Genomic DNA, 20,096 nt, shown 5'->3' on the forward strand with positions numbered 1-20,096 from the left:
AAGAATCCCCTATGTTTATCGTTCTCGAAGGTCTGGACGGCGCCGGCAAGTCGACGCAGATAGCTCTTTTGCGCGACTTTTTCGCACGGCAGGGCGTCGAAAGCGCCTATATCCATTTCCCGCGTTTCGACGCGCCCGTCTACGGCGAGCTGATAGCCCGTTTTCTGCGGGGCGAGTTCGGCAGTGCCGGGCAGGTCGATCCTTATCTGGTGGCGCTGCTCTTCGCGGGCGACCGGGCCGACGCCGCGCCGCAGATTCGGGAGTGGATCGCCGCGGGCAAGGCCGTTATTCTCGACCGTTACGTCTTCTCGAACGTGGGGTACCAGTGCGCCAAGCTGCCTCAGGGCGACGGGCGCCGTCGGCTGGCCCGATGGATTCTCGACCTTGAGTTCGGGCGCAATGCCTTGCCGCGCCCCGATTTGTCGCTCTTTCTCGACGTTCCGTTCGCCTTTACCGAGCGCAAGCTCACCGCCGTGCGCGAGGGCGACGACCGCAGTTATTTGCAGGGTGCCGACGACATCCACGAGGCGTCGCTCGCCTTGCAGCGCAGCGTCCGCGAGGTCTATCTCGACGTCGCCGCTTCCGACCCCGCCTTGCAGGTCGTCGATTGCAGCGATGCGTGCGGCGGCATGGCCGCGCCCGAGACGATTTTCGCCCGGATATGCGATTTGTTGAACCCTCTGCTCCACGCCGATGCGAAGTAACCGGATTTTCAAGTTGTTCGCCCACGTGTGCCGGCTGGTGCTGGCTTGCACTTTCATCTTCTCGGGTTTCACCAAGGTGATCGACCCGTGGGGCACCTCGCTCAAGGTCAACGAGTATCTATCCATCTACGGGTTGGAGCAGCTGCAGGGGGCCAGCATGGCCTTTTCCATCTGGTTGTGCGGCGCCGAGCTGATGATGGGCTGCATGTTGCTTTTCAAGGTGCGCATCCGGCTGATTTCGATTTTCGCCTTGTTGTCGATGTCGTTCTTCACCGTGCTCACCCTGCTCAGCGCGACGCTCATTCCCGTCGAGGATTGCGGGTGTTTCGGCGAGGCCGTCAAGCTCACGCCGTGGCAGACTTTCTTCAAGAATCTGCTTCTCCTGCCTTTGGCACTGGTTGTCTGGTGGCGTTACAGGCCCGACAAGGTTTTCGCATTCAACGCCGTCGAGATCGCGTTGACTTGTTCGTTCTTCATCATGTCCATGTATTTGGGCTATTATTGTTATCGGCATCTGCCGCTCATCGACTTTCTGCCCTACAAGGTCGGGGTCAATATCCGCGAAGCGATGCAGGCCGCCGAGGCCGAGACCGACGCGGCGGAGACCGTGCTCGTCTATCGCAACCTCCGTTCGGGCAAGGTGCGCGAGTTTTCGCTCGATGATACCGAATGGCAGAACGGCGGCGAGTGGGAGTGGGTCGACACCCGTACTTCGGGCGGCTTCTCTTCCGTGCGGCTGATTATCGGCGAGTTCGCCTTGCACGATGCCGACGGCGATGCCACGGAGCAGGTGCTTTCCACGCCCGGGCGGCTTTATATGTTGTGCGTCACGCGCTTCGACCGCCTTTCGCGGCGCTGCGCACGGCGCATGGAGGCGCTGGCCGCCGCTGCTGCCGTCGAGGGGGCACAGGTCGTCTGCCTGACACCCGATCCGCTTTACGGCCGGAAGTGGCATGCGTTCGGCGGGCAGCAGGTGCGCTGTTACAACATCGACGCTTCGACCATGAAAACCATGCTCCGGGCCAACAACGGGTTGGTCGTCCTCGACGACGGAACCATCTCGGCTAAAATGAATTGTCGGGATATTCGTCCGTAGGGGCCGCCGGGTGCGTGTGGTATGAAAGTTGACTTCCGCAGGGGAAGTCAGCTTTTTTCGTATGCGTATTTTCCCCGTTTTGTTTCTCTTGTTGGTTTCGGCCGGATGCGGCCGTCGGTCGGCCGTTCCCGCCGCGGCCGTGCGTCCGGTCAAGGTCGCCGAGGCTTCCGGCGCCGGGTTCCTGCGTAAGGATTTCGCAGGGATGGCCACGCCCGACGATGCAGTGACCCTCGCTTTCAAGCTCTCGGGCCAGCTCACGGAGTTGCCCGTGGCGCAGGGCGAGCGGGTGCGGCGGGGTGCTTTGTTGGCCGAGCTCGACCCCCGCGACGTCGAGTTGCAGGTGTCGGCCACCCGTTCCGCGTTCGAGGAGGCCCGTTCGCAGCAGCAGCGCATGGAGCGGCTGCTGGCCCACGAGGCCGTTTCGCGGCAGGATGCCGAGGCGGCCCGCACCCGTTTCGCGCAGGCCCGGGCGGCTTACAACAATGCGCTCGACCTGCTCAAGGATACCAAGCTCAAGGCTCCTTTCGCGGGCGTCATCGAGGACACTTACGTCGACAATTACGAGCGGGTGCAGGCCGGGCAGGCCATTCTCCGGTTGGTCGATCCGCATACCACCACCGTCAAGTTCACCATGCCCGAGCGCGGGCTCGCCGCCTTGGCCGATTCCTCGACCCGTTTCGAGGTCGTGTTCGACAACTTCCGCGGCATCCGTTTCGCCGCCCGGCTCAAGGATTACGCCCGCACTTCGTCCGACGCGTCAGGTTTTCCCGTTTCGCTCACGTTGAGCGGGACCGATACGCTCCGTTACGACATTTCGCCCGGCATGTCGTGTACCGTCACCATATTTTCGGCCGACCCCGTGCCCGACGCCGTGTCGGTTCCCCTGTCGGCCATCTATGCCCCTACCGAGGGCGGCACTTACGTGTGGGTCGTCGGGCCCGACAGCCGGGTCGAGCGACGGACGGTGACGCTCGGCGAGTTGTTCGGCAGCGACCGCGTTGTCATCGACAGCGGGGTGGTTCCGGGCGAAACGGTCGTCACGGCTGGGGTGTATCAGCTGCATGCCGGCGACGAGGTGCGGATTCTGAAATGATACGGCCATGACCCTCCCCGAATATTCGCTGCGTTATCCGAAAGTCGTCTGGTTCTTTCTGCTTGTGCTGTTGGCGGGCGGTGTCGCCGGGTTCTTCACGTTGGGCAAAAAGGAGGATTCGGTCTTCGTCATCAAGAGCGCGTCGCTCGTCTGCTCCTATCCCGGCGCCACGCCCGAGGAGGTCGAATCGCTCATCACCGAGCCCATCGAGCGCGAGGTGCAGTCGATGCGCCGCGTCCACAAGGTCACTTCCGAATCCTATTACGGGCTCTCGAAGATTCTCGTCGAGCTCGATCCCGCCACTTCCGCGCGCGAGATTCCCCAGCTTTGGGACGAGCTGCGCCGCAAGGTGCTCAACGTCCAGCCGCGTCTGCCCGCCGGGGCTTCGCCCATCACCGTGGCCGACGATTTCGGCGATGTCTACGGCATCTATTACGCCCTCTCGGTCGACGAGGGGTTCACGTGGGGCGAGCTGCGCGAGCAGGCGCAGCGGCTCAAAACCTTGCTCGTCACCGTCGACGGCGTGCAGAAAGTCGCTCTGTTCGGCGAGCAGAAGCCCGTCGTCAACGTCTATGTCGGATTGGCGTCGTTGGCCAATTTCTCCATCCGGCCCGAGACCATCGTCTCTACCATCCGCCAGCAGAACGCCGTGATCGGCAGCGGCGAGAAGCAGGCCGGCGCGCTCGAAATCCGCATCATCGAGGAGGGTTCCTACCGCAGTCTCGACGACATCGCCGACCAGCTCCTGATTTCTTCTTCGGGCAAGCAGTATCGGTTGGGCGACGTCGCGCGCGTGGAGCGGGGCTACGCCGAGCCGCCGCAGACCCTCATGCGCGTCAACGGCCGCCGGGCCATCGGCATCGGCATTTCGACCGAGGCGCAGGCCGATGTCGTGAAGACCGGCGACCGCATCGGCCGTGTCCTCGACGCCGAGACGGCCCGGATGCCCGTGGGTATGGAGCTCACCGTTCTCTATCCCGAGAACCGCATCGCCCGTGAGGCCAATACGACGTTTCTTATCAATCTGGCCGAATCGGTCGCCATCGTCATCGCCATCATCATGCTCGTCATGGGGTTCCGCGCCGGGGTGCTGATCGGCAGTTCGCTGCTCTTTTCCATCGGCGGAACGCTGCTTCTGATGCAGTTTCTCGGCGAGGGGCTCAACCGTACTTCGCTGGCCGGGTTCATCATCGCCATGGGCATGTTGGTCGACAACGCCATCGTCGTCACCGACAACGCCCAGCAGGCGATGCTTCGGGGTGTCGAGCGCATCCGCGCCATGATCGACGCCGCCATCGCTCCCCGCTGGAGTTTGCTGGGGGCTACCTTGATTGCCATCTTCTCGTTCCTGCCCCTCTACCTCGCTCCGTCGTCCGTCGCCGAAATCGTCAAGCCGCTTTTCGTCGTGCTGGCTTTGTCGCTGTTGCTCAGCTGGGTGCTCGCGTTGACGCAAACCCCGCTGTTCGGCAATTTCATGCTGCGGGTCAAGCCCCGCGAGGGCAATCCCTACGACAGCCGTTTTTACCGGGCGTTCGACCGGCTGCTGGGGCGGCTGCTGCGCTGGCGGTGGGGCGTCATCGTCGGGGTGGTCGCTCTTTTCGTCGTGTCGCTCGTGGTCATGGGGCTTATGCCGCAGAACTTCTTCCCCGCGCTCGACAAGCCTTATTTCCGGGCCGACGTCTTGCTGCCCGAGGGGTTCGGCATCCGCGAGACCGAGCGCAGCCTGCTGCGGATGGAGCGGTGGCTCCGCGAGCAGCCCGAGGTGAAGAACGTCTCGATGACCATGGGTTCCACTCCGCCGCGCTACTATCTCGCCAGCAGCGCCGTTTCGCTCCGTCCCAACTTCGGCAATATCCTCGTGGAGCTGCACGACAAGAAGCAGACGGCCGCCGTCGAGGAGCGTTTCGACGCTTATGTCTCGGCGGAGTTTCCCGATGTCTGGCTCCGGTCGTCGCTCTTCAAGCTCTCGCCCGTGCCCGATGCCGCCATCGAGTTCGGGTTCATCGGCAACGACATCGACACGCTCTGCCGTCTGACCGCCGAGGCCGAGCGAATCATGTGGCATACGCCGGGAGCCGTGCGTATCCGCAACAGTTGGGGCAACCGCCAGCCCGCCTGGATGCCCGTCTATTCGCAGATGAAGGGGCAGCGCATCGGCATCGGCCGCAGCCAAATGGCGCAGGGAATCACCATCGCCACCCAGGGTTATACGCTCGGCGAGTACCGCGAGGGCGACCTGTTCATGCCCATCCTGCTCAAGGACGAGAACATCGGTGCCTACAACCTCACCAACTTGCAGGCCCTGCCCATTTTCAACCCCTCCGGGCGCGTCTTTTCGCTCGGGCAGGCCGTCGAGGATTTCCGTTTCGGGTTCCGCCAGGGGGTCATCAGACGCTTCGACCGCCAGCGTGTCATGAAAGCGCAGTGCGACCCCGGACGCGGGGTCAATACCATGCGGCTGTTCGCTGCCCTGCGCGATTCCGTCGCCCGGCAGGTGGTGCTGCCCGAGGGTTATTCGATGAAAGTTTTCGGCGAGCAGGAGAGCCAGCAGGAGTCCAACGAAGCGCTGGCCCGGTACATGCCCTTGACTTTGGTGCTGATTCTCATCGTGCTGCTGCTGTTGTTCCGCAATTACCGTGAGCCGGCGGTCATCCTGTTGATGATTCCCCTTATCTTCATCGGGGTCGTGCTCGGGCTGGCTGTTTCGGGCAAGGTCTTCAACTTCTTTTCGTTGCTCGGCCTGCTCGGGCTCGTGGGTATGAATATCAAGAACGCCGTGGTCCTCGTCGAGCAGATCGGCGTGCTGCGAAGCAGCGGGGCCACGCCTTACGATGCGGTCGTATCGGCCGCCCGCAGCCGTATCGTTCCGGTCGCCATGGCTTCGGGCACCACCATTCTGGGCATGCTGCCCTTGCTGTTCGATTCCATGTTCGGCGCCATGGCCGCCACCATCATGGGCGGGCTTTTCGTGGCTACGCTTCTGACCGTCTGCGTGCTGCCCGTCGTCTATGCCGTGTTCTACAATATTCGCCAGTCATGAAACGTTTGCTTTTCCTTTTCGGGGCATGCCTTTCGTCGCCCCTCGCTGCCCAAACTCCGCTCGACGATTATCGGCAGACCGTTGTCGATTATAGCTGGCAGCTCAAGGCTGCCGCGGCCCGGAGCGAAGCGGCCGTTCAGACGCTCGGGCAGGCGCGCACGGGTTATCTGCCGCGGCTGGCCATGGAGGGGAGTTTCTCCGCCAACGTGCACCATTACGACGGCGTGGAACATTGGACGTTCAGTCTTTTGCCGCAGTTGGTGCAGACCGTCTACGGCGGCGGTTCGGTCAGGGCCGGGGTCGACTATGCCGCGGCGGGTTACGATGCGGCGCTCTGCGACGAGGAGTTTTCGCGGCTGCAGGTGCTCTATGCGGCCGATTATGCTTACTGGAACCTCTCGGCGCTCAATCTCTACGCCGCCGCCATGCGGCAGTATGTTGCGCTGATCGTCTCGCTCAAGGAGGTTGTCGACTGGCGTTTCAAGGAGGGATATATCGCCAAGGGCGATGTGCTGATGACCGATGCACGGTTGAGCGAAGCCCGTTATCAGTTGGTCACGGCCGAGCAGCGCGCCGAGGTGGCGCTGCACAATTTCAATATTTTGCGGGGTGCCGCTGCGGCCGACAGCGTGCGGTTGGCCGACAGCATCCGCGATTCGCTTCCGCTTCCGCAGCGGGTGCCTTTCGGCGAGGCGCTTTCGCTGCGGCCCGATTATGCCGCTGCCGTGTTCAGGGCGGCGCAGGCCGAGGCCGGGGTGCGGGTCGCACGGGCGCCTTTCAATCCGCAGATAAGCGTCGGGTTGGGCGGTTCGTGGAAGCCTTATACGCCCAACCGCACCGGCGCTACCGTGGTCGACGGTTCGGTTTTCGTCAATCTTTCGGTGCCGATCTTCCATGGCGGCGAGCGGCGCAGGGCCATGGGTGCCGCACGGGCCCGGCAGCTCGAAAGCGAGTGGAACGCCGCGCAGATTCGCGACGACATCGAGCGCGAGGAGATGAACGGGTGGACGGCCATCGTCCAAAGCCGCGCGCAGGTCGATGCGTCGGAACGGAGCCTGCGCATCGCCGCCGAGAATCTCGAAATCAGCACCTATTCCTACCGCGAGGGGCTGGTTACGATTCTCGACGTCCTGCAGGCGCAGCTCAGCTGGATTCAGCTCTATACCAACGACCTCACGGCGCGTTACAATTACGCCCTCGCCATTTCCGATTATCGGCGCATCACCGCGGCCGAATAGCGTCGCTGTCCCGTGAGGCCGTCGGGCCGGGGTTATCTTGCCGGTTCCGGTTCGGTGCTCACGATGGCCGTTTCGTGCGATACGGGGGCTATGCGGCGCAGCATCTGCGTCAGTCCGCAGTATTTGTCGTGCGTGAGCGCAATGGCCCGGCTCGCTTTTTCCTGGTCGTCGCCCGTGGCGCATTCGACGTTGTAGACTACATGAAACGAGCGGAACATGCTTTCGGGCAGCACTTCGTCGGTGTTCAGGTCGCCCGAGTAGCTTATTTCCAGTCCCTTGGGTTTCATGTGCATCTTTTCCATCAGGTGCATCGCCGTGCGGCCCGAGCATTGCGCCGCCGCATGGAGCAGCAGTTCCTTGGGGTTCATCTCGTCGCATTGCGGCCCGTCGATGGCCCGGAATTTCCCTTCTTCGGTCAGTCGTACCGTTACTTTTTCAATCATTTTCTTTCGTTTTTTAGTGGTGCGTTTCCCTGCACCGGGCAAATTCCGTTCCCGGAAGGCCGGACAAACAGGTAAAATATTTATCTTTGTACCCGGTTAACTGCTGCTTCGGCGGGCGGTTTCCGGTCGCGGCGGCTTTTGCCCCTGCGGACCCGGATGCCCGCACCGCACGGGCGGCTCATTTGGTTACGGTTCCTATGCGAAAATTTCTTTTGCTGCTGGCTTTTTCGGCGTGCGGTTTCTCCGGCGCCGCGGCCGCACCCGGTTCTCCGCGCGAGTTCATTGTCCGCGGGCACGAGTTGTTCGATCTGGGGCGGTGGAGCGAGGCGCGGCACGAATATTTGGCTGCGCGCGACGCGTTGCGTCCCGGGCAGCGGGGCGATGCCGAGGAGATCGACTTCTTCCTGGCCGCCTGCGCCGTCGAGTTGGGCAGCGACGATGCCGAGGGGGCTTTGATGCGCTTTGCGGCCGAGTATCCCCGTTCCGTCTTCAACAACAACGTCCACTTTGCGCTCGGGTCGTTCTATTGCGCCAAGGGCGAAACCCTCTTGGCCCGCGAGGCTTTCCGCAAGACCGATTACAAGGCGCTGAGCGCTTCGCGGCGCGAGCAGTTCGACATCCGCATGGGGTGCGTCGAGTTCGCCGACGGCAATTACGATTTGGCTTACGGTCATTTCGACCGCATCGGTCCGCGCAGCCGGTACTTCGACCACGCGCTTTATTACAAGGCTTATATCGACTACGCCTGCGAGCGTTCGGGACGTGCCAAGAAGGGCTTTTTGCAGTTGGAGCAGAGCGACGCCTACCGCGAGCTGATTCCTTATTACCTGCTTCAGATCGAGTTCCGCGAGGGGAATTACCAGTATGTCGTCGAGCGGGGCGAGGAGTTGGCCCGGCGTTCCGTGCCCGAGCGGCGGGCGGAGTTGGAGCGCATCATCGCCGAGTCGTGGTTCCGGCTCGAAGATTATTCGCAGGCCATCGCGCACCTCGAATTGCTCCGTCAGTCGGGCGGCGAGTTCGACCGCGAAGCCAATTATCTCATGGGTTTCTCGCTCTACCGTATCACCCGTTATCCCGAGGCCGCTGAGTGGTTGCGCAAGGCGTGCGGCCCCGAGGACGCGCTCACGCAGAATGCGTCGTACCATCTGGCCGACTGTTATCTGCGGGCCGGCGACAAGCAGAGTGCCATGCAGTCGTTCGCCATGGCCAACGACGAGCGGTTCAACGCCGTCATCGCCGAGGACGCCTTGTTCAATTACGCCAAGTTGCAGTACGAGTTGGGCGGCGGGGCTTTCAACGGCGCCATCAACATGCTCACCAAATATGTCGAGCGGCATCCCTCGTCGGCCCGTGCCAACGAAGCGCGGACGCTGCTGATAGCCGCCTATTACAATTCGCGCGATTACGATGCGGCTTACAATGCCATCAAGGCTTCGCCTGCGGGCGATTCCGAGGTGCGGACCGCCTTGCAGAAAATCGCGTACTTCCGCGGGCTGAAGGCTTACGCCGACGGGAATCTGACCGAGGCACAGCGTTGTCTCGAGGAGTCGGCGGCCGTGGGTGTCAGTTCCAAATATACCGCGCTCAACAACTTCTGGCAGGGTGAAATCGCCTTTGCCCGGGGCGACAAGGCGGTAGCCGCCGCCAAGTACAACGCCTATCTCAAGCGCGCTCCGCAGTCCGGCCGGGAGTATGCTTTCGCGTGGTACAACCTCGGTTACTGCGCTTTTTCGCGCGGGCAGCTCTCGTCCGCTGGCGAGGCGTTCGCCAAGTTCCTCCGTTTCCATAAGGCCCGGGACCGTTACCGGGCCGATGCCCACAACCGCCAGGGCGATATTTGTTATGCCGAGCGGCTGTTCGAGGCTGCGGTCGAGGAGTACGAAAAGGCCATCGCCATCAATACCGCGCCCGAGAAGCATTATGCCGCCTACAAGCGCGCCATTACGTTCGGTTTGCAGGGGCTCACGGACCAGAAGCTCCGGGCGCTCCGGCAGATTGCCGACGCCCGAACGGGCGAGTATGCCGATGCCGCTTCCTGCGAGTTGGGCCGTTCCTACATCGTCATGGAGCGTTACGCCGAGGGGGCCCGGCAGCTCGAAAAGTTCCTCGCCGATTATCCCGCTTCGCCCCATCGCGTGCAGGCTTGTTCCGACCTCGGGCTCGCTTACCTTAATCTGGGCGACCGTAAGAAGTCGCTGCACTTCTACGAGTTGGTCGTCACGTCGGCGCCCCATTCTCCCGAGGCCCGCGAGGCTCTGCGGGGTATCCGCGAGATTTACGTTTCCGAGGGCGATGTCGACGGTTATTTCAAGTATGCCGCCGAGGCGGGTATGGAGAGCGACGTGACTTCCATTTCGCGCGATTCGCTTTCGTTCGCCGCCGCGCAGAAGCTCTATCTGACCAACCGCCACGAGGTCGCCGCCCGTTCGCTGCGCAGTTATGTGCGCAGTTATCCCAAGGGCAGTTACCGGGCCGATGCCCTTTATTATCTGAGCGATTGTTACCTCCGGCTCGGTCAGCGCAAGGAGGCCATAAGTTCCCTTTCGGAGTTGGCCGCTCTGGGTACCAACAAGTATAGCGTCACCGTGTTGGAGCGCCTTTCCGAGATGACTTGGGCCGACCGTCAGTACGACAAGGCCGCCACGGCCTATCGCAAGCTCTACGACGTCGCGCCCACGGCCGCTGACCGGCAGAAAGCCATGACCGGTTACGTCCGGGCTACAGTCGCTCTCGGCGATCCCGCCAAAATCGCCGACATGGCGGCTGACGTCTGCGCCCGTTCCGATGCCGGAGCCGTGGCCTTGCGCGAAGCGCGTTTCGCATGGGCCGAACAGCTGCGGACCGACAAGCGGCGCGACGAGGCTGCGAAACTCTACAAGACGCTTTCCGCCGACGTTCAGACCCGCGAGGGGTCGGCCGCGGCTTATTATCTGATCGAGGATACTTTCGCCGCAGGCGACATGGACCGGGCCGAGAAGGAGATTTTCACCTTCTCCGAGCGTGAGCCGCAGGCTTACTGGCTCGCCAAGGCTTATATCCTGTTGGGCGACGTCTACGCCCGGCGCGGCGACGACTTCCAGGCCCGCGCTACCTGGCAGAGCGTGGCCGACGGTTATTCGCCTGCCGACGACGGCGTGGTGGCCGAAGCCAGGGCCCGGATTCAAAAAATGAACTGACCATGAAAAAATGCTTCATAGCCGCCGCCTGCATCGCGGCTTCGCTCGGGACTGCTTCGGCGCAGGTCGAAAAGGTGGTCGAGGTGACCAAGACTTACGTGCCCGGGTTGCAGAGCGCCGTCAAGCTCCCGGTCCAGCCCGACATGACCGATACGGTGCTCATGTATCCCGACATCGACTATTCCATCGCGCCGCTGTCCATCGAGACTTCGTTCCGCACTCGGCCCATCCGCCCCGCTTCGGTCACTTATTGGGAGTTCAACCGTCCGCGGAGGTGCTACCTCAAGGCCGGGGCGGGGTACCCGCTCAATTCCGAGCTCGATTTCTACGTTTCGTCGCAGAACCACGATACCGGTTACGCGTTGGGTTATCTCAACCATGCGGGGCGTTATGCCAACATCCGCAACGACTTCGGTTCGGTCTGGAATTCCATCCGCATGACCAACCGCGTCGGTGCCGCCGCAGGGTATTATGTCGGCAAGCATGTTTTCGAGGGCGAGCTCTCCTATGAGAACCGTTTGTTCCATCGCTATGGCCGTCACATCCCCGTCGGCGTGGCTTTCACAGACCTGCCGTCGGCCGGGGCGGTCGTCGATTACGGCGATGCCGACCTCAAGCTGCGTATCGGCGACGATTTTCTCGATTTGAGCCGGTTCAATTTCGAGGTCGCGCTCGCAGGGGGTATCTTCTTCGATCATTCGGACGTCGCCCGGCGGGCCAGCCAGAATCATCTCGGGGCTTCGGGGCGTTTGGCCCGGGCGTTCGGCAAGCATTGGTTTTCGCTCACGGCCGGGTACGACCGTTTCGACGGGCGCAAGAATCTGAAAGGCGAGCGGCAGCAGCAGATTCAGGCCGGGGTGCGTTACGGTCACGACGGCGAGGTGCTGCGGCTGGAGGTCGGCGCCGATTATTACCACGACAACAAGAAAGGGGCGGAGAATCAGAACTATATCCTGCCTTTCGCACGCGTCCATTTCACCCTCGGGGCCCGCGAGTTCAAGCCTTTTGTCGAGGCCGACGGCAAGGTTCGCGAGAACAGTTTCCGTTCGCTCACGCGGCAGAACCCCTACGTCGCAGGCGGGGTGCAGACCGACGACGGGCGGGGGCTTTGGCTCGACAAAAGTTCGGTCGACTACAACGCGCGGCTCGGTTTGGGCGGTACGCTTTGGCGCAACCGCTTCGATTACCGCGTCTATGTCGGTTTTTCCATCCGCGACCACCATGTTTATTGGTACGGCGAGTTGGCCGCCGACCGTCAGAAGGAGGGTTTTTCGGGGGCTTTGATGCCCGTCCAGTCGCGGCAGACCGTCTCTTCGCTGCACGGCGAAATCATCTATCGGCCCGTCAGTCAGATGCGTATCGACCTCGGCGTGCACGGGTTCATCTATAACGACGAGCCTTTGCGGTTCGACGGCCGGCGCATCGGGCTCGGCAATGGCGAGCCGCAGTTCCGGGCCGACGGAGCCGTGAGGTACCAGGGGCGGAAGATCGCTTTCGGAATCCGAGCCCTCGCCGAGAGCAAACGGCTGTGGACCATGTTCATTTCCCGCAACGGCGAGCATTCGGCCGGGCGTTACGTCGTGCCGTTCGCCGTCGACCTCGGGGCCGATTTCGAGTGGAAGATTTCGGGCCGCGTCGCCGTTTTCGTCGAGGGCCGTAATTTGCTCGACCGCAAGCTCTACGAGTATCCTTGGTATCCCGAGTACCGCGTCAATTTCACCGCAGGGGCCAAGGTCGTATTTTAGCCCGCTTCCTTATAGCGTCAAAGGCGGAATTCCCGAGGGAATTCCGCCTTTGCGTATGGGCATGAAAAAAGGGTGAGCTACTTATATCGCACCGCTGCGACCGCATACCCTTGCTCGATTCCTCGCCTGGGGGATTCTGCAGGAGCTGGTCGTATAAGACTCACCCGACCGCAAAAGTAGGAAAATTTTATATCTTTGCAAAAAATCCGCGGACAATGCGTAAAAAAATCTTTTTCATCCTGGCGGCTTGCGGCGCGGCGGTTCTGCTCGCCGGGGCGGTCGTCTTCTTCCAGTTCAAGGGCAATGCCGTGCGCGCCGAAAGCGAGTTCTTCGTCAGTGCGCAGGCCGATTACGGGCAGCTTGCCGATTCGCTGATGCCCCGTATCAGGCACCGCGCCGCGTTCAGGTTCTACGCCCGCCGAATCGGTTTGGCCGACAGCTTCAAGCCGGGTCATTACGTCCTCAGCCGCGGTATGAACGTCATCCGTATAGCCCGCATGCTCAAGCTCGGGTTGGAAACTCCCGTCCGGGTCACCATCAACAACGTGCGCACTCCCGCCCAGCTGGCTCAGAAGCTCTCCCGTCAGCTCGACGCCGATTCCGCCGCCTTGATGCAGGTTTTCACTTCTCCCGAGCAGGCCGCCAAGGTCGGTTTCGACAGCGTCACGTTCTTTTCGATGTTCATTCCCGATTCCTACGAGTTCTATTGGACCGTCTCGCCCGAAGAGTTCGTGCGCGGTATGAAGCGGGAGTACGAGCGCTTTTGGACACCCCGGCGCGATTCGCTGCGCAGGCGCAGCGGGCTGAGCAGGCTGGAGGTCTTGACCTTGGCTTCCATCGTCTACGAGGAGACCCGGCAGTCCGACGAAATGCCCCGCGTCGCCGGGGTCTACGTCAACCGGCTCAACTGCGGGATTCCGCTTCAGGCCGATCCTACCGTCAAGTACGCCATGCAGGATTTCACTCTCCGGCGTATCCTCTACAAGCACCTCCGATTCCCCTCGCCTTACAATACCTATATTAATAGGGGTCTCCCGCCGTCGCCCATCTGCATGCCCGGCAAGAACGCCATCGACGCCGTGCTCAATTTCGAGAAGCACGATTTCATCTTCTTCTGCGCCCGGCCCGAGTTCGACGGTTACCACAATTTCGCCCGCACGTTCGACGAGCACATGAGGAACGCCCGTGCTTACAGCGCCGAGCTCAACCGGCGCAATATCAGGTGACCGGCGGTTCGGTCGACTGAAAAAGCCCTCCTGGAAAGGCGGGCTTTTCGGTTCGGCCGCGGGCGGGCTTCTATTTCCGGACGGTGTCGGAATTTTGGTTGTAGGCTTTCGCCACACACTTCCATTCGCCGTCAATTTTCAGCAGCAGGAGATAGTCGGTGAAGTCGATGCGGCCTCCCCAGCCCTCTTCGAGCACGCGGACGACGGCGAGCGTCTCCTCGACGGCCACAACGTCGATGCGGGCCTTGAACCCTTCGCCGCCGCTGACGCTGTCGACGTTGCGGTAGAATTGTTCGATGGAGCCGCGTTCCAACGCTCCGTCGAGAAAGCCGAACAGCACGGCATCGTCGGTGAAGAGTTCGCGTGCATGGCTGCTGTCGCCCTCGGCCACGCTTCTGACAAATTTCATGGCGGCTGCCTCGACAGCCTCGTATTCCTGGATCGGATTGCGCATGGAGATTGTGTTTTTTGGAGTTTTACGGCTGCAAAGTTAACGGGTGCCGCCGACCGGTGCAAGTACCGAAAAATGATTCGGATACTGAAAAAATTATCGGTATACTTCCCGTATGGAGGAATATCATTATTTTTGTGTCGTAACCCGATTGAACGGCTATGTACGAAAGAAAAATACCCGTCGACCTGAGTTGTCCTCTGCGGCTGACCATGAGTCTGATCAATTCAAAATGGAAGTCGTGCATCCTCGATGAACTGCGGCACGGACCGATGCGCCCCAGCGAACTGCATAAAGCGCTGCCGGAAGCGGCGCCCCGCGTGTTGGATCTCCAACTCAAAGAACTGGCGGAAGACGGTTTGGTCACGAAAACCATCTTCGCGGAACTTCCGCCGCGTTCGGAATATGCCATCACCGGGCTGGGGCGGTCGCTGCTGCCGATCATAGATGCCATGATTGCCTGGGGTGCGGAGAATCGGCTGCTGTTCAAACGGAAATTCGGGAAAACCGACTGACCGATAGGTTGTCATGTTTGCACCGGCGGGGCATTGTCGTGTTCGGCAGGCGGGCGGACGTTGCTGCAAAGCGTTTTATTTACCGATAGTTGCCCGTTTTTCGCCGTTTTTTACCTATATTTGTCGGCGATGCTTTGTAAAATCTACGGACAGAATCCTTCGGAGCGGGAATTGCAGCGGGTCGTCGGTGCGCTCGGCAGCGACGGCATCGTCATCTATCCCACCGACAGCGTCTACGCTTTCGGCTGTTCGTTGCGTTCGGTCAAGGCCATCGAGCGGCTGCGGCGGCTGAAGGGGAAGAACGAGTTCGCCCTCGTCTTCGCCGACCTCGCGCAGGTCGCCGAGTTCTGCCGCGTCGACAACGCCGCGTTCCGGATTTTGCGGCGCAATCTGCCCGGTCCCTTTACTTTCGTCTTGCCCGCTTCGTCGCGCGTGCCCGACAAGACGCTCGGCAGGCGCAAGACCATCGGCGTGCGGATTCCCGCCCATCCCGTGGCCCGGGCGGTCGTCGGGGCGTTGGGGTGCCCGTTGGTCACGGCTTCGGTCCGCGTGGACGACGATGTCACGGAATACATGACCGACCCCGAGTTGCTCCACGAGCGTTACGGCCGCGAGGTTTCGTTGGTCGTCGACGGCGGGGTGGGGGACCTCGTCCCGACTACGGTCGTCGACCTCTCGGACGGCGAGCCCGAAATCCTGCGCGAGGGCAAGGGCGAGTTGCAGTAGTGCATTTATGTAAATTCAGATATTCGACATGAAAAATTCTTTTTGGGGCGATGCCGCCCTTTACGGTGCTTTTCTCGGTTTGGCCGAAATCGGGTTCGTTACGTTGAACCTTGTTTGCCCTTTCAAGGGGCTCGGTCTGTTGCATTTCGTCGTCTTCGTCGCTTTGTTGGTGGTCTTCACCCGGCGTCGGGTCCGGCTTTACGCTTCGGAGGAGCTGGGTTACAGCTACGGCGAGTGCCTGTTGTATATTTTGTGCATGTCGCTTTTCGCCGGGGTGCTCGTAGGGGCTTATACGGCTCTCGCCGCCAATTTCTTCTTCCCCGAAAAGTACCAGGCTTTGGTCGACCAGTCGCTTTCCGTGCTCTCGCAGACCGGGGTTTATAGCACCGACATGCTCCGGCACATGCAGTCCATGATGCGGCGGATGATTTTCTCGCCGCTTTGGGTGCTCTTTTCCAATGTTTTCGGCTATGCTTTGAAGGGTACTTTCTTCGGGTTGTTCGTCGCGGCTTTCACCAAGCGCAATCCCTCCATGTTCGGTCCCGAGCACACTTCCGGCCATGAGTAATCCCGATATTTCGGTCGTCGTTCCTCTCTACAACGAGGAGCAGTCGCTGCCCGAGCTCGCCGCGTGGATCGACCGCGTGGCCCGCGACCACGGCCTTTCCTACGAAATTATCTTCGTCGACGACGGTTCGTCCGACGGTTCGTGGGACGTCATCGGACAGCTCCGGCAGCAGTTTCCCGCCGTCCGGGCCATCGGTTTCGCCCGCAATTACGGCAAGTCGGCCGCGCTCTTTTGCGGGTTCGAGGCCGCGCAGGGCGAGGTCGTCTTCACCATGGACGCCGATTTGCAGGATTCGCCCGACGAGATTCCCGCCATGCGGCGCATGATTCTCGACGAGGGCTACGACCTTGTCTCCGGGTGGAAAAAGAAGCGTTTCGACCCCATCGGCAAGCGGTGGCCCAGCAAGTTCTTCAATTGGACCGCGCGCGTTGCGTCGGGTATCCGGCTCCACGATTTCAATTGCGGTCTCAAGGCTTACCGCCGCAAGGTCGTCAAGTCCATCGAGGTCTACGGTGAGATGCACCGTTTCATCCCCATCCTCGCCCGCAAGGCCGGGTTCCGCCGCATCGGCGAGAAGGTCGTCGAGCACCGTCCCCGCAAGTACGGGCAGTCCAAGTTCGGGCTCGAACGCATGCTCAAGGGTTACCTCGACCTCATCACCGTCTTGTTCATGTCCCATTTCGGGCGGTCGCCCATGTATTTCTTCGGCGGGCTCGGCACCCTCATGTTCCTTTTCGGCGGCGGCACTACCGTGTGGGTCATCGCCGCCAAGCTGTGGAAGCAGGCCCATGGTCTGCCGCTCCGGCCCGTCGCCGACCAGCCGCTGTTCTACCTCGCCATGTTGGCGGTAGTCCTCGGTGTCCAGCTCTTTTTGGCCGGGTTTCTGGGCGAGCTCATCAACCGCGGTTCTTCCGACCGCAACAAGTATCTGATCGATAAAAATATGTAGTTATGATACAGCGTATTCAGACCCTTTATCTGTTCATCGTCTCGGCGCTCATGGCCGTCACGCTCTTCGTGCCGTTGGCTTGGTTCGCAGGCGATGCCGGGGAGTTCCGGCTCTGCGCCTTTGCGCTCCGCGAGGTCGGCGGCCAGGCCGTTCAGCCGACCCTCTACATGGGAGTGCTCCTCGCCGTTGCGTGTGCCTTGCCTTTGGTCACTCTCTTTTTGTTCCGGCGGCGGTTGCTTCAGTTCCGGCTGTGCGTCGCCGAGGCCGTCCTGCTGGTCGGGGCCGCCGTCATGGAGGGGGTCTACTATTTCCTCAGCTGGCGGGTCTTCTCCGGGCTGACATTCCATTTGCAGGGTGTCTATGTCTCCATCGCATTGCCCGTCGTCTGCCTTGTTTTCGTGTGGCTCGCCGCCCGTGCCATTTTGCACGACGAGTTGCTCGTCCGCGCTGCCGACCGCATCCGTTGAGGGGTGTTTTCTCCGTTTCGCACCGGTTCGTTTCCGCGAACCGGTGTTTTTTTGCCCGTCCGGTCCTTTTCCGATATAAAAAAGGTGGCAGGAACTTTGTTCCTAAATAAAAAAAAATTATCTTTGGGGTAGTTTTCTCAGGCCGGGTGCCGAGCTCCGTTTTCGGGTGCTTTGCCAGGGCCGGAAAACCTATATGAATGTGAACAATATTGTTATTATGTAATGGTATTGGTCGTGTGAACGGAATCCTCAAATTGTTTTATTAAAAATTGCGTGTTTATGAAAAATTTTAATTTCTGGCGTTCGCTGTTTTTCGCAGCGTTGGCAGTTGTCGGGTTCGCCGCCTGTTCGGACGACGATGACAACGGCGGAAACAGCAATGGCGAAGCTTCGCTTACGGTCAACGGCAAGCAGTCCACGACTATCGGCGTAAAGGCTGCCGCCGGCGATACCGAGGCTGTCGAGGTCGTTTCGTCCAATCCGTGGACCCTCGCTTTCGAGACCGAGCAGGATTGGTGCGTGCCCAGCGTTACGGCTGCCAAGGGCGGTACTTCGTCGCTCAAGTTCACGGTCACCGCTTTGCCCGAGGGCGTCGAGGAGCGTTCCGCTACGGCTATCCTTTCGTCTAACGGCGAGATTCTCGGCGTGCCTTATACGGTTAAGGCAACAATCATCATCCAGCAGTCACCGAGTGGTCAGGCGCCTGTTCTGATTTACAAGGAGACATTTGGTACGGATAAAGTCGGGTCCAATACCGATGTCGATAAGTATACGAAATGGAACAAGACGGGCGAAGGTGCCGCAGATGTCACCTACACCGGTTCAAAAACTTCCGTTCGTGATTCAAACCCCAACAATTCGGATAGTTACGAAGGTGCTTCGGGTGCTCCGATCCTCTTTTTCGGTGCCTCTCCTGCTACGTTCATTGTGCAGAACATTACGTTGACGCCTGAACAGACTAATCTCCAGTTGACGTTCGGCGGTCAGCAGACCATTAATTATAGCGCAAAAGACTATACGTGGTCGAACGCGAACTTGCTTGTTGCGCTCAGCGCTGACGGTACGACTTGGTCTACTATTCAGTATACGACCAACGATGGTGATCAGAACCGCGATGGGAATAACTGGGTGTTGGCTACCGCCAATTTCACACTCAAGGCTCCGACGACCAAACTCTTTATTCGTTTCTTGTCGCCTGTGCTCTCATCGAACCTGCGTATTGACGATATTACCTTGGAGACGGGTCTGGGGGGCCAGGTAGTTGATTTGGCAGCCGGTGATCCCATTCCGACCGTGACTATTTCCGAGATTACCGCTCCCGGCACCTACGAGGTCAAGGATGCTACGGTTATCGCCAATTATGCTACTGGGTTCCTCATGCAGGATGCTACGGGTATGATGCTGGTTTATTCGGGTAATGGTGTTACCCCTCCGGCTGTCGGCAAGATTGTAACCGTTAAGGGTACTGCGGCTGCTTATGGCGGCGTGTTCCAGTTCAGCGATGATTCTACGGTGACGGAAACCGGTCAAGGTACGGTTCCGCCTGTTCCCGCAGTTACCGAAATCACGGCGGACAACATCGCAGAATTCATGACTTCTCCCAAGGTTACGTATGTTAAGCTGACGGGAACTTTTGTTATCGACGGCAGCTATCGCAATCTGATTTTTCCTTTCGAGACCTCTTATAAAGGGTCTATTCAGGCTCCGGCTGCCGATTTCCCGCACGACTTGGCTCCTTTCGATGGTCAGTTGGTCGATATTACCGGATGGTTCCTCAATAATGCCGCAGGTACAACTTACCTTTCGGTTCTCATGACGAACATTGAGAAGAACGCTAGCGTTCCGGTGCTTGCTTTCACTACCCAACCTAAGCCTTTTGCCGGTAATGATCCTCAGATACAAAAGATTGAGTTCGAGGCAACGAACATTCCTGCCGATCAGCTTGTTACTTTTGAATTCACTGGAGACAATGCCGACAAATTCAACGTAGAAAGCCAAGATGCTACTTCTGTTACGATCAAGGCTGTCGGTAACAACGATTCTGATGAGGTTTATACCGCTACGCTCACTGCTTCTTATAATGGTACAACGTTGGCACACGTTGCGGTAAAACAGACTAATACTACCAATACGAAGGGTATTTTTACTTCGATATCCGGTACGCTTCCGACTGCAAATAATACGACAGCTGGTTATTATGCGGATAACGCTAAAATTAACGATAGCGAAGAGGCTGTCAGTGTTTTGAAACTCGGTACGGGGTCTAAAAACGGCGCATTTACAACTGCAGCTTTGGGAATTACGGGTAGTAAAAAACTCTCGTTCTACGCAGCTGCATGGAGTGGAAAAACGGCTACGTTGTATGTTCGGGTTAATAATGGCGGTTCTGTTGCACCCGGATCGGTGGCATTGGCGTCCAATAGCGGTGTATCCGGTTCTTCGCCTTATACCATTACTTTCAACGATGCTACTGAATACTTTACTGTCGAATTGACCGATCTTACGGCAGAGTCGACGATTACTTTCTCGACAAATGCCACATTTGAGGGCGGAAAAGAGGATAAGAATACGGGTCGTGCGCTTATCGCTGGTATCCAGATTTACTAATTCGTTTTCTACCTTTCCTAAACCCAACTCTTGGCGGGGCATTGTCTCCGTC

16 protein-coding genes and 1 other RNA gene are annotated in these 20,096 nt (G+C 59.9%); 14 read left to right on the forward strand and 3 right to left on the reverse strand.

Translation table 11 applies throughout. From position 1 onward, the window contains the following. The first annotated feature begins 11 nt into the window (after nucleotides 1-11). The 5 genes from tmk to NFR47_RS06480 all read left to right on the forward strand — a co-directional run bounded on the left by tmk (nucleotide 12) and on the right by NFR47_RS06480 (nucleotide 7,171). A complete protein-coding gene (gene tmk / locus NFR47_RS06460; RefSeq protein WP_251214753.1) occupies nucleotides 12-704 on the forward strand; it encodes a dTMP kinase in 693 nt (230 codons plus the stop codon). Further along, a complete protein-coding gene (locus NFR47_RS06465) occupies nucleotides 694-1,800 on the forward strand; it encodes a BT_3928 family protein (RefSeq protein WP_251214754.1) in 1,107 nt (368 codons plus the stop codon). Before tmk ends, NFR47_RS06465 begins: the two co-directional genes overlap by 11 nt. Nucleotides 1,801-1,861: 61 nt before the next feature. Continuing rightward, nucleotides 1,862-2,893 (forward strand): efflux RND transporter periplasmic adaptor subunit, encoded by a 1,032-nt coding sequence (locus tag NFR47_RS06470; protein WP_251214755.1) that lies wholly within the window; start codon nucleotides 1,862-1,864, stop codon nucleotides 2,891-2,893. Nucleotides 2,894-2,900: 7 nt separating this feature from the next. Next, the gene (locus NFR47_RS06475) at nucleotides 2,901-5,933 is read left to right on the forward strand and encodes an efflux RND transporter permease subunit (protein WP_251214756.1); all 3,033 of its coding nucleotides are present in this window, start codon (nucleotides 2,901-2,903) and stop codon (nucleotides 5,931-5,933) included. Beyond that, entirely contained in the window at nucleotides 5,930-7,171 is a 1,242-nt protein-coding gene (locus NFR47_RS06480; RefSeq protein WP_251214757.1) for a TolC family protein, read from the forward strand. Before NFR47_RS06475 ends, NFR47_RS06480 begins: the two co-directional genes overlap by 4 nt. A 32-nt stretch (nucleotides 7,172-7,203) precedes the next feature. Here the strand turns inward: NFR47_RS06480 and NFR47_RS06485 are convergent, their stop codons facing one another. After that, nucleotides 7,204-7,614, reverse strand: a complete 411-nt coding sequence (locus tag NFR47_RS06485) for an OsmC family protein (RefSeq protein WP_251214758.1) — start codon at nucleotides 7,612-7,614, stop codon at nucleotides 7,204-7,206. A gap of 197 nt (nucleotides 7,615-7,811) precedes the next feature. On the opposite strand from NFR47_RS06485, the gene NFR47_RS06490 reads away from it, so the two are divergent. Together NFR47_RS06490 and NFR47_RS06495 are read left to right on the forward strand one after the other, a co-directional pair. Beyond that, nucleotides 7,812-10,790 carry a tetratricopeptide repeat protein gene (locus NFR47_RS06490; protein ID WP_251214759.1) on the forward strand — a complete coding sequence of 993 codons (2,979 nt, stop codon included), beginning with the start codon at nucleotides 7,812-7,814 and terminating at the stop codon, nucleotides 10,788-10,790. A gap of 2 nt (nucleotides 10,791-10,792) precedes the next feature. Next, on the forward strand, nucleotides 10,793-12,535 hold the full coding sequence (locus NFR47_RS06495; RefSeq protein WP_251214760.1) for a TonB-dependent receptor: 1,743 nt from the start codon (nucleotides 10,793-10,795) through the stop codon (nucleotides 12,533-12,535). Nucleotides 12,536-12,603: 68 nt separating this feature from the next. Here NFR47_RS06495 and ffs read toward each other — a convergent pair. Next, nucleotides 12,604-12,701, reverse strand: an RNA gene (gene ffs, locus NFR47_RS06500) — signal recognition particle sRNA small type. Between the two features lie 49 nt (nucleotides 12,702-12,750). Between ffs and mltG the strand changes: the two genes are divergently transcribed. Continuing rightward, entirely contained in the window at nucleotides 12,751-13,761 is a 1,011-nt protein-coding gene (gene mltG, locus NFR47_RS06505; protein WP_251214761.1) for an endolytic transglycosylase MltG, read from the forward strand. Nucleotides 13,762-13,831: 70 nt separating this feature from the next. On the opposite strand, the gene NFR47_RS06510 is transcribed toward mltG, so the two are convergent. Next, the gene (locus NFR47_RS06510; protein ID WP_251214762.1) at nucleotides 13,832-14,215 is read right to left on the reverse strand and encodes a nuclear transport factor 2 family protein; all 384 of its coding nucleotides are present in this window, start codon (nucleotides 14,213-14,215) and stop codon (nucleotides 13,832-13,834) included. A gap of 158 nt (nucleotides 14,216-14,373) precedes the next feature. Here NFR47_RS06510 and NFR47_RS06515 point away from each other — a divergent pair, with 158 nt between their 5' ends. The 6 genes from NFR47_RS06515 to NFR47_RS06540 all read left to right on the forward strand — a co-directional run bounded on the left by NFR47_RS06515 (nucleotide 14,374) and on the right by NFR47_RS06540 (nucleotide 20,044). After that, a complete protein-coding gene (locus tag NFR47_RS06515) occupies nucleotides 14,374-14,727 on the forward strand; it encodes a winged helix-turn-helix transcriptional regulator (protein ID WP_251214763.1) in 354 nt (117 codons plus the stop codon). A 129-nt stretch (nucleotides 14,728-14,856) separates the two neighbouring features. Further along, the gene (locus tag NFR47_RS06520; protein WP_251214764.1) at nucleotides 14,857-15,453 is read left to right on the forward strand and encodes an L-threonylcarbamoyladenylate synthase; all 597 of its coding nucleotides are present in this window, start codon (nucleotides 14,857-14,859) and stop codon (nucleotides 15,451-15,453) included. A 28-nt stretch (nucleotides 15,454-15,481) separates the two neighbouring features. Continuing rightward, the gene (locus NFR47_RS06525) at nucleotides 15,482-16,021 is read left to right on the forward strand and encodes a DUF4199 domain-containing protein (protein ID WP_251214765.1); all 540 of its coding nucleotides are present in this window, start codon (nucleotides 15,482-15,484) and stop codon (nucleotides 16,019-16,021) included. After that, nucleotides 16,014-16,970: a glycosyltransferase family 2 protein gene (locus NFR47_RS06530; RefSeq protein ID WP_251214766.1), complete on the forward strand. Its 957-nt coding sequence runs from the start codon at nucleotides 16,014-16,016 to the stop codon at nucleotides 16,968-16,970. The genes NFR47_RS06525 and NFR47_RS06530 overlap by 8 nt, the downstream gene beginning before the upstream one ends. A 2-nt stretch (nucleotides 16,971-16,972) precedes the next feature. Further along, the gene (locus tag NFR47_RS06535; RefSeq protein ID WP_251214767.1) at nucleotides 16,973-17,437 is read left to right on the forward strand and encodes a DUF4293 domain-containing protein; all 465 of its coding nucleotides are present in this window, start codon (nucleotides 16,973-16,975) and stop codon (nucleotides 17,435-17,437) included. A gap of 279 nt (nucleotides 17,438-17,716) precedes the next feature. Beyond that, a complete protein-coding gene (locus NFR47_RS06540; protein ID WP_251214768.1) occupies nucleotides 17,717-20,044 on the forward strand; it encodes a hypothetical protein in 2,328 nt (775 codons plus the stop codon). Nucleotides 20,045-20,096 lie beyond the last annotated feature (52 nt).

It is taken from the genome of Alistipes muris (genome assembly GCF_943193205.1).
Taxonomy (GTDB): Bacteria; Bacteroidota; Bacteroidia; order Bacteroidales; family Rikenellaceae; genus Alistipes; species Alistipes muris.